This window comes from Paenibacillus tarimensis (genome assembly GCF_021532315.1).
Lineage (GTDB): Bacteria > Bacillota > Bacilli > Paenibacillales > Paenibacillaceae > Paenibacillus_I > Paenibacillus_I tarimensis.
Genome location: NZ_JAKGAO010000024.1, coordinates 1 through 12282, shown reverse-complemented (window position 1 = coordinate 12282; position 12282 = coordinate 1). Strand labels below are relative to the sequence as shown.

Annotated in this window: 4 protein-coding genes and 1 riboswitch; of the genes, 3 read left to right on the top strand and 1 reads right to left on the bottom strand. The window is 55.3% G+C overall.

The window, feature by feature from the left end:
* Window positions 1-35: 35 nt before the first annotated feature.
* Together L1N82_RS23320 and L1N82_RS18395 are read left to right on the top strand one after the other, a co-directional pair.
* Entirely contained in the window at window positions 36-2036 is a 2001-nt protein-coding gene (locus L1N82_RS23320; protein WP_268822053.1) for a DUF2207 domain-containing protein, read from the top strand.
* A gap of 548 nt (window positions 2037-2584) precedes the next feature.
* A complete protein-coding gene (locus L1N82_RS18395) occupies window positions 2585-4303 on the top strand; it encodes a carbohydrate-binding module family 20 domain-containing protein (protein ID WP_235288930.1) in 1719 nt (572 codons plus the stop codon).
* A gap of 205 nt (window positions 4304-4508) precedes the next feature.
* Here the strand turns inward: L1N82_RS18395 and L1N82_RS18390 are convergent, their stop codons facing one another.
* Window positions 4509-5027: a DUF421 domain-containing protein gene (locus L1N82_RS18390; RefSeq protein WP_235288929.1), complete on the bottom strand. Its 519-nt coding sequence runs from the start codon at window positions 5025-5027 to the stop codon at window positions 4509-4511.
* Window positions 5028-5249: 222 nt separating this feature from the next.
* Window positions 5250-5331, top strand: a riboswitch (cyclic di-GMP riboswitch).
* A 119-nt stretch (window positions 5332-5450) separates the two neighbouring features.
* Here L1N82_RS18390 and L1N82_RS18385 point away from each other — a divergent pair.
* The coding region (locus L1N82_RS18385; protein WP_235288928.1) for a DUF6531 domain-containing protein at window positions 5451-12282 on the top strand (6832 nt) is incomplete at its 3' end.

Sequence of the window (12282 nt, the reverse complement as noted above, 5' to 3'; positions counted from 1 at the left end):
TGTTATAATTTTCCTAGCCAATGGGGGGGACGTCGATGAGAAAGAGATTGACAGCTGTGATGCTTGCAGCAGCGGAATCACTGCTGGTGATGCTCCTGGGAGGGTGCAGCGCCTCTAATGAATTGACAATTGATAAAGCAGACATTGTGGCCGTGCTCATGCCGGACGGCGACTTGTATGTGGAGGAGCTGTACACCTATACGGTCCGGGGAGAGTACGACAGGTTTAGCCGCTATATGGATAACTACGGGGATTCGAATATTGAGTTCTTCGAAGCTTATGCTCCCCCAACTGACAGGGAGCTCGGCAACTTTGGCTATGAGGAACTGGTGCGTTACCCGGTTTCCCTTAGTACTAAGAGAGGCTCCTATTACGTCGATTTACAGGCAAAGGATGAAACCGTGCAGGTATATTACCGCTACCGGCTAGATCGTGAAGCTGTGAAATACCCGGACGGGGCAGAGCTGGATTGGACCGTTCTGGAGTATAACGAGGCGGATCATCATAACGTATCCGTTACCGTGCTTGCCCGGGAGCGTGTGAATGAGCCTCTTATCGGCTATGCCTATGACCGTTCCGGGGGTTCCTTAGTGGAGGCGGCAGACCATCAGATCCGGTATGAAAACAAGCTGCTGCCGGAAGAGGACACCGTCAGGCTGAAGGTGTTCTTCCCTCCGGAAGCGGTACCGGAGATGGAAGTGACAGCTTCTACACCACTGGAGGAGCGGATGCTGGAGGAGACGGCGCTGCAGCAGCAATTCGCAAAGCGGGACCGCTTGCTGGATGCCGGACGCCAGGCGATACTCTGGCTCACCTGTATCACAGCTGCGGGTGCTATACTCTATGCGATCCCGCTGCGCAGGCTTATAGCTTGGTGGAGAGGAAGGCAAGTCCCGTTGGAGCAGCTCGAACAGATGGACCCGATCGGACTTGTGTATCTTTACAGGAAGGGAAGGCTCAGAATGCCGGATGTGCTCGCCGGCGTGTTTGCACTGCGCCGCAGAGGAATGGTCGATGTCACCATGATTCAGGCAGGACCACGGTTTCAGGAGGACCGTAAAGCGCCGAAGCAGCTGCCGCAGTTTAAATTCAAGGGCCACCGCTCTAGTCTTGGAAAAGCGGAGCGGAACCTGGTCGGCTGGCTGTTCCGCGGGGCAGGCGTATTTAATGTGGAGAGCATTTCCGGACCGACGGCAACTGAGCGGAGACAGAAGGACCCGATGAATAAATACATACAGCGAATACGGCGGTTTAAAAGGGCATTCACCGGGTGGATGGAGCTAATGGAAGCACAGAATGGACAAGCTGGAAAGGCTCGGGACTATGCGCCGGGAAGGTTCATTATTTCTGCCTTGGCTTTTACCCATCTGGCCGTGCTGGTTTACTTGCATTTGGCGGATGTACAGCCTTGGGGATGGATCATTATACTCGCCCTCGTTCTTGGAGGCAGTGCGGTCTGGCTCTCGGTTCGCCCACGTGGCAAAGGCTTCATAACCGCATATTTGGTGGCTTGTTTTTTTGTGGTCGTCCAGATTGTACACGAACCGGTTGTCTCGGGATACTTCGACTTTGTGCTGCTTTCGCTCCTACTTGTATGGCTTCTCCCCGGTAAAGTCGCGGATCAAGCCTCTGAAGCATACCGGAGCGCCATCAAGCGTTATCGCCGGAAGCTGGCAAGAGGCAAGGGTATCGGAGAGTGCGCCCCGGTTCGCTGCGAACAAATGCTGGAGAATGCGCTGCTGCTTGGCGTGGGGCCTCGCTTCTTAGCGCATATTAGGAAGAATCAGGAGGTTTCCGTCTTCCATCCCGTTTCCCCATTGTTTGATCCTGCCGCACATGCTGCAATAGATTATGCCTTTATACAATCCTGGAAATACATAAATCGCAAATTATCCGCTGAAAAAAGCGGAGGCGGGTACGGAGATAGCGGGGGCGGCTACGGAGATAGCGGAAGCGGCTCTTATGGAGACGGCGGCTACAGCGGAGACAGCGGCAGCGGCGGTGGAGGTGACGGAGGCGGAGGCGGCGGGGATTAAGCGCCAGATATCCTGCCGGCTCAGAAGTATTTTGTCAGGGGTGAGTCTAAGGCTGGAGGACAACTGTTAACGGGCTGGGGCTATTGCTTTTATCAAGCAAAAGCCCCTTCTTTTTTTGGGACTAACGGTTGTGTCACGCCACATGAGAGGCAGGCCAGAAGGTGCTGTGTCACGGGGTATGGATGATAAGCGCAAAGAGCCTGACTGCCGTCACAGAGCTTCTTAAACAAAAGCCGTTGACAGAATGTTCACAGAAATGCCATAATTGTACCTATAAATGCAAGCGTTTGCACTGATGTTGCACAGCACATCCGGTACATACATAAACTCTTCCTCAGCGAATGGAATTCTCACTCTTCTAAGCCATGATGCAAAAAATACGGCCGCAGCGCTGCCCCGCCAACGAATTATACAGCCCCATAGATGTATCCCGAGGTTCTTCATTACTGCACGTTATGCAAGCGCATTCAAGGGAAGCGGGTGTTTATCGGAGTTTCGTTATTTACAGCGATATGCTGTAAAAATATAATCCTAAAGGAGATGTAATAATGAGAAACATGGCAAGACCGTTGTGGAAGTATGTGCTGCTTGCTGCGCTGCTGCTGCAGGCTGTGGGTGCCGCTGTCGTACCGCAAGCCAGTGCTGCGAATTCGTATGGATTGCCGGCTGCGACGAAGGATGGGGTGATTTTTCATGCGTGGAACTGGTCGTTTGATAGCATCCGGAACAATCTTCCGGCACTTGCGGCCGCAGGCTTTAAATCGGTTCAGACGTCTCCGATTCAGGGAAGCAAGGAGCCGCTTATGGAAGGCAGCAGGTGGTGGGTGCTGTATCAGCCCGTTAATTTCAAGATTGGGAACGCACAGCTGGGGGACCGTGAAGCCTTTCGCAGACTCTGCGAGGAGGCGGAGAAGTACGGGATTAACATCATTGTGGATGTGGTCGCGAACCATACCGGGAATGCAGGGGGAGGGAGTCTTCAGTATCAGCCAGCAGCCAATGTCGACCCGGCAATTAAGAATAATCCGTCTTTTTGGCATGAAGCCAGAGGTGTTGAGGATTGGAGCAACCGCTGGCAGGTAACACAGTGGGGCATCGGGCTTCCGGATTTGAATACGTCTAATCAGCAGCTCCAGGACATGATCATTGCCTTCTTGAACGATGCGGTGTCGCTCGGGGCGGACGGCTTCCGCTTCGATGCAGCCAAGCACATTGAGCTTCCAAACGAGACGGGCGGTTCGAATTTCTGGACACGGGTGCTGGGTTCGCTTCAGAACAAGGAGAACCTCTATATCTACGGCGAGGTACTACAGGGCGGCGCAGACAATTTCGCGGGTTATGCCAACTATATGAACGTAACGCCTTCAAATTACGGCCATCAAGTTCGCAATGCGGTCGGCTTCAACAGCAGCAAGAACGTGAATTATGCACAGCACTACGGCGTCAGTGTGAGCCCCTCCAAGCTGGTGACTTGGGTGGAGTCGCATGACACATACGCGAACGATTCGGCAGAGTCAACGAACATGAATCAGTGGCAGATCGAGATGGGCTGGGCATTAATTGCCGGCAGATCAGAGACGACATCGCTGTACTTCAACCGTCCGGCTGGCAGCGGAAAATTCGGAAGCCCGCTCGGTGCTCCCGGGAATGACTGGTGGAAGGATCCGGACATTGCAGCGGTGAACAAATTCCGCAATGCTATGGTTGGACAGCCGGAGTATCTAAGAACGCAGGGCAATGAAATTATGCTCATCGAGCGCGGCACGAAAGGCATGACGATCGTTAACCTCGGGGGCACAGCCCAGATTAACTCGCCTACGGCTCTCGCAAGCGGCACATATACGAACAAAGCCAGCGGAGGCGGAACGTTCACAGTAGCGAACGGCCGCCTCACGGGAACACTGGGAGCAGGCCAAATCGCAGTACTGTATGGCGCAGGAGACCAGCCGGGCAATGGAAATGAGAACGAGATGGTAAACGTGACCTTCAATATCCAGAATGCAACTACGGTAGTGGGACAAAATGTCTTCATCGTTGGCAACATCCCTCAGCTTGGCAGCTGGAACCCGGCGAATGCAGTTGGTCCGGCCAGCAGCGCCAATTATCCAACCTGGACGATCACCATCCCGCTGCCGAAGGGAACGAGCATCGAGTTTAAAGCGATTAAGAAGGACGCTAATAACAATGTAGTATGGGGGAGCGGAGCGAACCGGGCATACACTGTATCGGCGAGCAATCCTGCGGTAACCTTTAACTTCAACAATTGACAGCGTTCACAAAGGAGGGCCCGGAGGCCCTCTTTTTCTTGCGCGGCGGCAGTTTGAATTCAGAACAGCATTCACAGGTCATCACTGGAGAAGCATACCCGGTGATGCTGTGGAAGGTTCCCGCAGGAGACTTGTCCATCCTAGTGCAGAATAAATGGCTATATACTTCCAGTATAAAAGGGGGGACGTACAGGCAGCGCGGCGGTCAAGGCTGCTTGCCGGATTCCTTAAGGGCCTGCAGCATCTGTTCCAGCTCCCCGATGGTTACCGGCCTTGCATGCCTCATCAGCTCGTATCCGATACTCCCATTAACTTCAATGGTAGCTCTCTTCAGATCGGGTATCTGCAGGTCGCCAAGCTGGCGGAGCCGCATCTCCAGCTGGTGACGGGTAAGCCGCAGCTTCCGAAGTGCCTTGTCATCCACTATGCCATCGCGAACCACGACCATCGTTCTGCCTGTCACCAGCCGTTCGAACCAGGGAACCCTAAACTCCAGGTACTCAAGCAGCATTAAATAGAGGAGGAAGAGTCCAACTGTGGCAGCGGAGCGCCAGACGGCCTTCTCCAGAATGCCTTGGGCAAGCAGGTTGCCGATTGAGATCATGATAACCGTTGTGGCTGCCGTCATCTGCGAGATTGACCGGCGGCCTGAGAACCGCAGCATCAGAATGCCGAACAGAACGATGAATGCACTCTTCCATACAATGTGCCAGGTGATATCCATAAAGTCCCTCCTCTGAAGTTAGTGTTCCAACTGGCGAAGGGGTTATACGCAGCAGCCGAAGCCCGGGGTAACGAACAGGCTCTGGATTGGTGATCTGGATGCAACCGGGAAACTTTAATCTTTGTTGTGTGAATAAGGGACTATAGAACTATACTCTTCTGGGCCTATGACTAGTATAATTGGTGCAAATAGCCAATTATGCTAGGCATAATGGCGCATAAAAACCGAAAAGGGCAAACCTGTCGTAAGGCAGGGACGCAAAGTCATGGGTCCATTGAACTTGATGGATTGCCAGACTGCCGAAGACGAAGACACTGCATAGATGAAGCGGCCGGACCATGAATGATGGTTCTGCCGCTGCTCCTCCGCATGCCTAGTTCAGGCATGCGGTTTTGTTTTTTTCGGCAGGGAGAGGGAGAGAGTATGTTCAACAAGAGATGGAAACGCCGGATATCCACCCTGCTGGCAGCATCAATGTTTACAGGCCTTGCGCCTGCGCCGACATGGATTAGTATCGGCCAGATGACGGCCTCAGCTGCAGAACGTGCAGCTGTGAGTGTGGCGTCTGTGGTAGGGGGATTTGCTGCTGTATCATTGACGGCAAGTGGAGAAGCGTCAGGCAGTGCCGAGGTGCAGGAAGAGTTGCAGGCGTGGGAGAGTAGTCAGAACGCAACACAGACACCCAAATACTATACCTTTAACGGATTGCAGGTCTTGGAGGAGCAGCCTGCCACTGGCCAGGAGAGCGGCGGCTCGGCTGGGGCGTATATCAGCCTGCAGGATATAGATCCCGTATTCAATAACGAACAGGGGAGCATGACGATCAAGTGGACGGATAATCTGTCCGCATGGATAACAGCGCAGTCAGGAGTTCCGGTTAACCCGCCGGCCGGCTATACGGTATCGGTTAAGCTGAAGGATATCAAGAAGGGTACGGTCTACACGCTGCTGGATGGCTACCGGGACCGCTCGGGAACGAATCAATACGTGTGGAACGGCAAGGACGCGCAGGGGAAGGAACTGCCGGAAGGCTATTATTACATGATGTTAAGTGCCGAGAGCGGTACGGTCACGTACAACATGCCTGCCTCCGGCTCAGGACCCGCGCCTGCGCCTGTAACTCGCACCATCCCGGCGTATCCGGGGCAGCATCAGCGCATTCTAATTGACCGCACAGCTCCCGAGCTTGTGGCGCTTCATCCGCTTGACGGGCGGAGAATAGCAGTGGAAGCCCGGGATATGGTAGGCGGTCTGGAGAAGCTTGAGATCAGCGGCGGTTCGCAGCCGGCTGAGCGGACCTTCTCTTCCACTCCGCTGCGGATTGCTTACGCTTATACCGCGGGAGAGGGCAAGGAGCTTACCGTTAAGCTGACGGATAAGGCAGGCAATGTATCGACGGAGACACTTCCGCTGCAGCCGCTGCTTCCGGGCGGGGGCGATCAGAGCTACCGGCCGCAGGCCAAGGCTGATATCGGCGGCAATGAAGTGACGATCAATCTGGATACAGGCAACGGCCATCAGGTGTTCCAGGGCTTCTCCCAGAAGGGGCCGGGTATTGATCTCGATATCTATTTCACCTACAACCACCAGAACCGCCATAAGGGCATGCTGGGGTACGGATGGAGCTTCAGTCTGGATTCCAGATTGAACAAGTGGCCGGGCGGGGATATCACCTGGACGGGCTTTGACGGAACAACCTACTGGTTCAAGGAAGAGAACGGCGGATATACCAGCTATGCGGACGGTCAGAAGACGGATTATCCGAAGCTGACGCTGGATCCGAATGCGTCCAACCCGCAGGACTTGAACGCCTTCATCATGGAGTGGCCGGACCAGCTCCGCTACCGGTTCAAGAATGACGGGCGGTTCTGGCTGATTCAAGACCGCAATAATAACCAGGTATTCTTCTCCTGGATCAGCTGGCCGAACTATCACGGCGGTCATGATTACCGGATTAAATCGGTAACCGACACGGCTGGCCATAAGGTGGAATTCCAGTACAAGCAGGACGGAGAGCTCTATTCGACCGTCGTTACGGAGCTGGACGGCATCGGTAATGAACCGGGGGAGAAGCGGAAGTTCTTCTTCATGTACGACGCTGAAGGCCAGTTCGTCGGCTTCCGCGATCCGTCGCTCAAGATCACTCGCTTCACTTACGACAGCATGAAGCGGGTTGACCGCGTCATCGATAACGGCAGCAACAACCGTGCAGAGACCGGAGTGACGGAGGAGTCGGTTGTAACGGCATGGTCTTACGACGATGCCAACCGGATGGAGCAGGCATCCATGACCCGCAAGCAGGATGATGTGAAGGAATTCGTCCGCATCGCTTACGGACAGCGGGAAGCGAAGGTGGAGCGTCCTTCCGGTGCGTATACGCTGCGCTGGAATGTAGCGAACCGTCCTGCCGCACGCGTGCAGAAGGTGCCGGACGGTGATGAGGAAGCAGATGCGGAGACGGTCTATGAATATGACCGCAACCGTCTGATAGCCGAGACAGACCCACTCGGACGCAAGCGGGCCTACCGCTATAACGAGCAGGGATGGCTCGAGGCGGAGCTCCGCCCATCCGGGGCAATTCTGTCGTACAGCTACGATGCGCAGGGAGACTTGACCGGTGAGACCGGTCCGGGCGGTTATGAAGTAAGCTACAGCTATATCAAGAACAACCGGCATATTGTAAGCCGGACAAAGACCGAGAAGGTCAGCGATCCGGCAGGCATTCATGCGCCATATGATATTGTCACGAAGGAAGAGTTCACGGAGAACGGATTGCTGCAGAAGCGTACGGACGGAGAAGGCCATACCTTCGAGTACACGTATGACGACAACAGCTATCTTGTAACGGACGGCACCCCTGTCCGTTATGAGAATGACCAGAATGGCAATGTCGTTCGAATCATCACCAATCCGGATACCGGGGATGAAGCTGAGGCGGTTAACGAGTATGACGCCGTTGGCCGGGTCACGCACAAGGTATCGGCTGTCGGGCTGGAAGAGATTCTTGCCTACGATATATTCGGTCGTCTCACGAAGCGTGTAGAGTTCGACCAGGCTGATCCATCGGTTAAGCGTACGACCACGATGGCTTATAATGACGGGGGCCATCTGATCAGCGAAGAGGACGAGCTGACGAAGACCGTCTATACGGTGGACGGCGAAGGGCGCGTGCTGGCGCAGGAGACCAAGCCGCTGGGTGCAGGCACAAGCGGTACCCTGAAGGAGACGACGGTCTATGACAGCCGCGGGCTCGTTACCGAATCGGCCGATGCCCGCGGGCTTGTAACCCGCACGTATTACAATAAAGCCGGAGACATGATCAAGCAGGTCGAATCGCCGGAGCAGAATCCTTCCGTAACACAGATTGAATATGACAGTGCCGGACGACAGACCGTTGTGGTGGCTCCTGACGGCGGCAAGACTGCTTTTGCCTATGATTTGCGGGACCGGGTAGTGAAGCGCACGGAAACCGTGAAAGCTAATGTCCCGGCAGATCTGCCTGTACAAGCCGGACAGCTGCCCGAGCAGCAGCTTGTTACCACCTTCTTTTACAACTCACTGGGCGCTCTGGTGGAAGAGACGAAGCCGGGCGGTGCATGGGAGAGATATGCCTATGACAAGAACGGCAGCCGGGTCAAGGAGACAGTCGGCGGTCCTGTTCCTCACTACAAGGGTACCGCTCTCCCGACCGGAACGGGTGACAGCGTTAATGCCGGTGATGAAGTTGTCGTTACACGCAGCTTCTCCTATGACAAGCTGGGCCGGATTGCGAGCAGCACAGACGGGAACGGGTATGTCACGACTTACCGCTATGAAGGCGACTCGACGACCATAACCGAGCAGACGCTTAACGAGAACGGCCATCCAGCCACCGTTACTACTGTGGAGAAGACGGATCCCGAGGGCAGGCTGATTCAGACGGTCAATGCGGCGGGCGAGACGGTGACCTCGTCTTATGACGCTTTTGGCAATGAGAAGGAACGGGTCAACGAAGAGGGGCAGCGGATCAGTTATGACTATGACAAGCATGGCAGGCTGATCGGGCAGGTTGAGCAGGTGCAGGCGGGCGTGACCCAGAAGATTCTGTTCACGCCGGATGCATGGGGCAATACCACTCATGAGAAAATCCAGCTCGCTGACGGCAAGTGGGCGGAGAATGCCTACAAGTTTACACCTGATGGCGTTATGCTGCAGTCCAAGGATGCTGCCGGGCTCGTCATCACATACGAGTACGATGAATTCGGCCGGGTGATCAAGGAGACGGAACAGAACCCGCTGCCTGGCGGGGCGATGACAGAGCTGCGCGTGACGTCGTATCGTTATGACTCGATGGACCGCGAGGTGCAGCGGACGCTGCCGGATGGCAGCAAGGAGTATCAGGTCTATGACACCAGCGGCAATCCGGTAATCGTGATTGATGCGGCAGGCCATGCGGCGAAGATGGTCTACGAGCAGGGCGGACCGATGTCGGAGCTGATACAATACCGCAAGGGCGCCACCGCCATGACGGCGGCGAATGAAGCCATTCACTCGTACTATACGGTCAATGCCAATGGGGATGTGGTGCTGGCCCGAGATCCGAACGGCAACCTGGTCCGCTTCGTATATGACGGAGAGGGGCAGGCAGTGTCGGAGACGCGCAGCGGCCCGGATCTGCAGGGTGAGTCGGTTACGGTATCCTATGTCTACAACCCGCAGGGGCAGATGATCTCGGAGAAGGATGGCAACGGGCATATTACCCGGTACGCTTATGACACCGAGGGGCAGCTGGTCCGCAAGACGGACCCGTCTGGCCAGTGGACCACATACAGCTACAGCCCGGCGGGCTATATGCTCTCTGAACGCCGTCCGCTTGGACGGGACATGTCGTGGACGTACAATTACCGTGGGCAGGTGCTGACCGAGAGCGACGCATTAGGCGGCACAATCCGGTATACGTATGACCTTGAAGGCAACCTGCTGACGGAGACGGATAAAGAAGGCAGCGGCACGACGGTAAATGTGTATGATGCGGACGGCCGTTTGATCCGGCAGACGAGTCCGGCAGACGGCGTGACGACTTACCAGTATGACGGGGTTAACAATGTCCGGTCCGCGAGCCGTCCGGTGTATGGAACGGTCAAGTACAATTACGATACCCGTAACCGCCTGATTTCCGTGGAGGAGAATATTAGCGGCGCAGGGGCGCTTGTTACAACCTATACGTATGACAAGGTCGGCAATAAGACCTCCCAGAAGGACCCGAACGGTCAGCTGACGACCATAGAATACGATGAATCGGGCAACAAGATCCGCGAGGTATTTACCCGTCAGGGTTCGAGCGGCACGGTAGAGGATGTATTCAAGTACGGATACGACGCGAACGGCAATCTGACGATGGAATTGAAGCCGGGCGGCTTGAAGACGGAGTATGCGTATGATTACATGAACCGCAGAATCTCCGAGACGTACAGCGACGGCACCGTCATCCGGTACACCTATGACAAAGCGGGCAACCTGCTGACGCAGTCCGGGCCGGAAGGCACGATCACATTCAGCTATTATCCTAATAATCAATTGAAGCGGACGACTTATCCGAATGGCGATACACTCGAGTATACGTATGATGCCAACGGAGATATCGAGACCGAGCTTATTAACGGCAAGTCAACCGCAGTAACGCGGGATGCCGCAGGCCGTCCGGTAACGTACACGGATACGAGGGGTTACACCTATACGTATGCTTACGATGCAGACGGGTATGTAAAATCGCTCGAGTACCCGAATGGAACGGTAACGGATACGGTCTTCAAACCAAGCCATGTGATCGGCACCAGACAGACGCGGACCAAAGCGGGCGGCGAGGTGCTCGATTCAAGCGCTTATGAGCATAACGAGCGGGACTTCGTAACGGGAGTCAGCACACACAAGAATGCAACGGGCTATGCTTATGATGACCGCGAGCAGCTGCAGCAGGTCACGACTCCCGAAGGCGATCTGATCCGTTATGAGTACGACGGGGCAGGCAACCGTACGGTCCGCAAGGCAGTTATTCAGGGGTCCAAGCTGGATAAGCAGCAGGAAATTACCATTGAGCAGCTTGTCGAGCTGGTGCTCGGCATGCCGATGACGACCGCCCCGGACACAGCTCCTGAGGAGCCGGGAGAGGCAGGAGGCAGTCCGTCCAGCGGCTGTACTGCGCCAAGCAGTAACGGCAATGGAAACGGCAATGGTAATGGCAACGGCAACGGTAATGGTAATGGCAACAATGGCAACGGTAACGGTAATGGTAATGGCAATAACGGTAACGGTAATGGTAATGGCAATAACGGTAACGGTAACGGTAATGGTAATGGCAAAGGCAAAGGCAATTCGATGTCCTCTGTTCTCAGCAGCCCTGCAATCACGAATTTCAGCAATGGTAAGAATGAGAGCAAGGACAATAATGGCTCCGGCCCGGGCAACAATGGCAAAGGTAATGCGAACGGCCACAACAAGGAGAGCGGAGAGTGCGCCACCAATGCCGGCAGCAATGGCCTGAATAATGGCAAGGGCAAGAAGCATGGTTTGTACAAGAAGTTCGGCGAAGTTCTGGGTACGGCATCGGGATCGGGCAGTTCCGCCAATGGCTCGTCCGTAACAGGCAGCAAGGAAACGGGACAGCTCGAGAATGTGCTGGCCGCGATCGACCAGGTCGTCAACGGAGAAGTAAACCTGCCAGCAGGCGAGCATCCGAAGCTGTTTGAGCGGATCCGCAAAGTCGGGGCAGGCTACACCATCGTCGGTACGCGCTGGACGTATAACGAGAAGAACGAAATCCAGAAGCGCGAGAACCTGATCCGGCTGGAGGATTATGCTTACACGTATGACGTAGACGGCAACCTGCTGACAGACGGGCGCAGCAAGTATGAATGGAATGCGCGCGGCCAGCTGATGAAGGTCACGTTCCCGGACGGCTTCGGAGAGTCGTATACCTACGACATGTTCGGCCGCCGGATGACCAAGTCACAGTTCAACCACACGGGCAGCATCCAGGAAACGACGAAGTATCACTACAAGGGCGATACGTATGTCATCACGGATGAGAAGAATAGTGCGGGGGAAACGGCAGCCTCCTATACCTTCAGCGAAAGCGGCCGGCCGCTGTCCATAACGTACAAGGGCCAGACCTTCTGGTACGTGTACAATGGGCATGGCGATGTCACGGCGCTGACCGACAAGGACGGGAAGGTAGCGGCACGCTACGAGTACGATGCATGGGGACTGGTGTCCCGGA

What these genes read in the sequence shown, in the direction of transcription:
- L1N82_RS23320 (WP_268822053.1), top strand. Translation starts at nt 36, where the DNA reads ATGAGAAAGAGATTGACAGCTGTGATGCTTGCAGCAGCGGAATCACTG.
- L1N82_RS18395 (WP_235288930.1), top strand. Translation starts at nt 2,585, where the DNA reads ATGAGAAACATGGCAAGACCGTTGTGGAAGTATGTGCTGCTTGCTGCG.
- L1N82_RS18390 (WP_235288929.1), bottom strand. Translation starts at nt 5,027, where the DNA reads ATGGATATCACCTGGCACATTGTATGGAAGAGTGCATTCATCGTTCTG.